This is a genomic window from Pseudogemmobacter sp. TB195, assembly GCF_058313095.1.
In genome coordinates, this window is the sequence record NZ_JBZEGG010000122.1 from 1 (window position 1) to 652 (window position 652).

The 652-nt window shown below is 69.9% G+C and carries 1 protein-coding gene; it reads right to left on the reverse strand.

The features are described 5' to 3' along the window. A partial coding sequence (locus AC4FS3_RS28940; protein ID WP_491023409.1) for a site-specific integrase occupies positions 1-652 on the reverse strand: 652 nt, incomplete at both ends.

Here is a 652-nt window from a genome sequence, read left to right on the forward strand (position 1 = left end):
GTCCGCCGCGCACGCCGACAAACAGGGGGCCATCCGCCGGCAAGGTCCAGGGGCATTGGCTGATATAGTCGCCGACGAGCGCCGCGACCTTGGGCAGAACCGGGGCGGAACGTGTCTTGGCGCCCTTGCCGGTGACGGTCACCTGGCCGACGCCAGGCACAGGCGCGTCCTTGCGGCGGATCGACAGGGCCTCGCTGATGCGCAGGCCACTGCCGTAGAGTAGCGCCAGCACGGCTGCGTCGCGGGCCAAAACCCAGGCGGGGCGCTCATCGCCGGCGCGGCTGTCCACGTCGGTCACCGCCACGGCGGCGGCCGAGGTCAGCGGTCGGGGCAGGTTGCGGGTCAGCTTCGGCCCACGCACGGCGGCGATAGCGGCGAGGGTCACGACGCCCTCCCGCTCGCAATAGCGGGCAAAGGAGCGCAGGGCGGCGAGCTGTCGCATCAGCGTGCGGTTGTCGATGGCATCGCGACGACGCGCCGACAGGAAGGCGCGCAGGTCCAGCGGTTTCAGCGCGGCAAGACCGGCGATGGATGGCGGCGCTCCGAGATGGGTTGTGAGAAAGCCGAAGAACTGCCGCAGATCCCGGCCATAGGCTTCGATGGTCAATGGCGACAGGCGGCGGACGCTGGCCAGATGTTCGAGCCAATGTTG